6 protein-coding genes are annotated in these 2,989 nt (G+C 69.8%); all 6 read left to right on the top strand.

Translation table 11 applies throughout. From position 1 onward, the window contains the following. The first annotated feature begins 46 nt into the window (after positions 1-46). The 6 genes from rplX (at position 47) to rplR (ending at position 2,841) form a co-directional block, all read left to right on the top strand. Positions 47-361, top strand: a complete 315-nt coding sequence (gene rplX, locus VFE05_08885) for a 50S ribosomal protein L24 (protein ID HET6230172.1) — start codon at positions 47-49, stop codon at positions 359-361. 99 nt (positions 362-460) lie between these two features. Next, positions 461-1,048 (top strand): 50S ribosomal protein L5, encoded by a 588-nt coding sequence (gene rplE, locus VFE05_08880; protein HET6230171.1) that lies wholly within the window; start codon positions 461-463, stop codon positions 1,046-1,048. Positions 1,049-1,154: 106 nt separating this feature from the next. Next, positions 1,155-1,340, top strand: coding sequence for a type Z 30S ribosomal protein S14 (locus VFE05_08875; protein ID HET6230170.1), 186 nt, complete (start codon positions 1,155-1,157; stop codon positions 1,338-1,340). Positions 1,341-1,457: 117 nt separating this feature from the next. Continuing rightward, positions 1,458-1,850, top strand: a complete 393-nt coding sequence (gene rpsH / locus VFE05_08870; protein HET6230169.1) for a 30S ribosomal protein S8 — start codon at positions 1,458-1,460, stop codon at positions 1,848-1,850. A 13-nt stretch (positions 1,851-1,863) separates the two neighbouring features. Then, positions 1,864-2,403, top strand: a complete 540-nt coding sequence (gene rplF, locus VFE05_08865; protein HET6230168.1) for a 50S ribosomal protein L6 — start codon at positions 1,864-1,866, stop codon at positions 2,401-2,403. Positions 2,404-2,460: 57 nt separating this feature from the next. Then, positions 2,461-2,841: a 50S ribosomal protein L18 gene (gene rplR, locus VFE05_08860; protein ID HET6230167.1), complete on the top strand. Its 381-nt coding sequence runs from the start codon at positions 2,461-2,463 to the stop codon at positions 2,839-2,841. Positions 2,842-2,989 lie beyond the last annotated feature (148 nt).

Raw genomic sequence — 2,989 nt, 5'->3', positions numbered from 1 at the left:
AGATCGTCTCGCTCGCCCCGGAGGTGATCTGATGGCCGGCATCAAGATGAAGATCCGCAAGGGCGACCGCGTGAAGGTGATCCGCGGGAACCACAAGGACAGCGAAGGCACCGTCCTTTCCGTCGACCCGGAGAAGAACCGAGTCGTCATCCAGGGCGTGAACATCCGCAAGCGCCACCGCAAGCCGAGCCAGACCGACCCCGAGGGCGGGATCGTCTCGTTCGAGGCGCCGGTGCACGCGTCGAACGTGATGCTGGTGGACTCCGACGGCACGCCCACCCGCGTGCGCTCGGTGAAGGGCGAGGACGGCAAGCGCGAGCGCGTGTCGGTCCGCTCCGGCAAGATCATTCCCAAGGCCTGACCCCCCGCGCGCGCGCGCTTATGACGCGCGCACGGGAACGGGCATCGTGACCGCCCCTCCGCGCTCATGCGGCGGGGGGATACGGAACGGAGAATCCAGATGGCAGAGACCGCCGCGAAGGCCAAGCCGCGCCTTCAGTCGTACTACGAGAATACCGTCCGCGCCAAGCTGCAGGACGAGTTCGGCTTCAGCACCCCCATGCTCGTTCCCCGCCTCGACAAGATCGTGGTGAACGTCGGGCTCGGCGAGGCGCAGAAGAACCCCAAGCTGCTCGACGCCGTGGTGGGCGAGCTGGGCCAGATCACCGGCCAGAAGGCCGTGGTCACCCGCGCCAAGAAGGCGATCTCGAACTTCGGCCTGCGCGAGAACTCGCCGGTGGGCTGCACGGTCACGCTGCGCCGCGAGCGCATGTACGAGTTCTTCGACCGCCTGATCAACGTGGCGATGCCGCGCATCCGCGACTTCCGCGGCGTGCCGGGACGCTCGTTCGACGGCCGGGGCAACTACACGATGGGCGTGAAGGAGCAGCTCATCTTCCCGGAGATCGAGTACGAGAAGGTGGACAAGATCCACGGCATGGACATCACCTTCGTGACCTCGACCGACCGCGACGACCTGGCGCTCGCGCTGCTGCGCGAGATGGGGATGCCGTTCCGGGACCAGGCCCCCGTGATCGTCGAAGCCTGAGCCGGCCGGCCAAGACCGGGCGGAGTCGACGTACGGCGCGGGACCCGTTATATTTGCGGGCTCCGCGCCCGCGGCACCTCACCAGCACACGAACGAAGAGACTGACATGGCGCGCAAGGCCCTGATCGAGAAGTCCAACCGCACGCCCAAGTACGGCGTCCGCGGCTACAACCGGTGCAACCGCTGCGGCCGTCCGCGCGCGTTCATCCGCAAGTTCGGGCTCTGCCGGATCTGCTTCCGCGAGCAGGCGCTCCGCGGCGAGATCCCCGGCGTCCGCAAGGCGAGCTGGTAGCACCGGCCGCCGCACCCGCGCGGCGGAGGGGAGCGTTCCTTCCGGGCCGCGCGGCACAACCTCACTTCCTACGAGTCCGGCCGGGTCCCGCGCCGGATACTATAGGAGAAGCCCAGCATGGTGACGGATCCCATCGCCGACATGCTGACCCGCATCCGGAACGCCGCGCTCGCGCGGCACCGGAGGGTCGACATGCCGGTCTCGAAGCTGAAGACGGAGATCGCCCGTCTTCTCAAGGACAACGGCTACATCCACGAGCACAAGATCCTGGACGACGGGGGCCACAAGGTCCTTCGCCTGTACCTGAAGTACTACCAGGACAAGTCGGTCATCCGCGAGCTGCGGCGCGTGTCGCGCCCCGGCCTGCGCCGGTACGTGGGCGTGGGCGAGATCCCGCGCGTGCGCAACGGCCTGGGCATGGCGCTGCTTTCCACGTCGCGCGGCGTGATGACCGACGCCCAGGCGCGCGCCGCCAAGGTCGGCGGCGAGCTTCTCGCGCTGATCTGGTAGGGGAGACAAACCAATGTCGCGTATCGGAAGAAAGCCGATCTCCGTCCCGTCGGGCGTCGAGATCAACATCGACGGCCAGACCGTGAGCGTGAGGGGCCCCAAGGGCGAGCTGTCGCGCACGCTGCACCGCGAGGTGATCGTGCGGCGCGAGGGCGCCGAGGTGCTCGTGGAGCGCCCCAGCGACTCCCCGGAGCACCGCTCGCTGCACGGCCTGAGCCGCACGCTGGTGGCCAACATGGTCGAGGGCGTGACCACGGGCTTCACCAAGATCCTCGAGATCGTGGGCGTGGGCTACCGCGCCGAGACCAAGCCCTTCGGCCTCACGCTGGCGCTGGGCTACTCGCACCCCATCGACTACCGGGCCCCCGAGGGGATCGCGCTGCGCGCGATCAACCCCACGACCGTCGAGGTCGCGGGCTCGAACAAGGAAGTCGTTGGCCAGGTCGCGGCCGAGATCCGGTCGCTCCGTCCGCCCGAGCCCTACAAGGGCAAGGGCGTGAAGTACCAGGGCGAGGTGATCCGCCGCAAGGCGGGCAAGGCGGGCGGCAAGTAGGAGCCGTCCGCGCCCCCCGGCGCATCATCGCATAGTCACTCAAACGGAATTGGATCGATGGCCAGAGCACGTATCAAGACGCGCCAGGACCGCCGCCTGCGGCGGCACCGCCGCGTCCGCGGAAAGGTCAGCGGCACGCAGCAGCGCCCGCGCCTGGTCGTCTACCGCTCCCTCAAGCACGTGGAGGGTCAGGTGGTCGACGACACGCAGGGCCGCACGCTGGTGGGGTTGTCCACCCTCGCCGCGCCGCTGCGCGAGCAGCGCAGCGCCGACGGCATGACGAAGACCGAGGCGAGCAGGGCGGCCGGCAAGGCGCTCGCGGAGAAGGCTCGCGAGATGGGGATCACCGCGGTGGTCTTCGATCGCGGCGGCTACCTTTACCACGGCCGCGTCAAGGCCTTCGCCGAGGGCGCCCGCGAGGGCGGCCTCGAGTTCTAGGGGAATAGCAATGGCTGAGAACAGAGGCGGGCAGGGCGGCGGCCGCGGACGCGGCGGCCCCGGTGCGGGCCGCGGTCCGGGCCTGGGCGGCCCCGGCGGGGCCGAGGCCGGGCGGCGCGGCGGCGGCGAAGGCCGCGGGCGCGGCCGC

The sequence above is a fragment of the Longimicrobiaceae bacterium genome (assembly GCA_035696245.1).
Taxonomy (GTDB): Bacteria; Gemmatimonadota; Gemmatimonadetes; order Longimicrobiales; family Longimicrobiaceae; genus DASRQW01.
The sequence above is the reverse complement of the archived record's forward strand: the minus strand, read 5'-3'. Positions and strand labels throughout refer to the sequence as shown.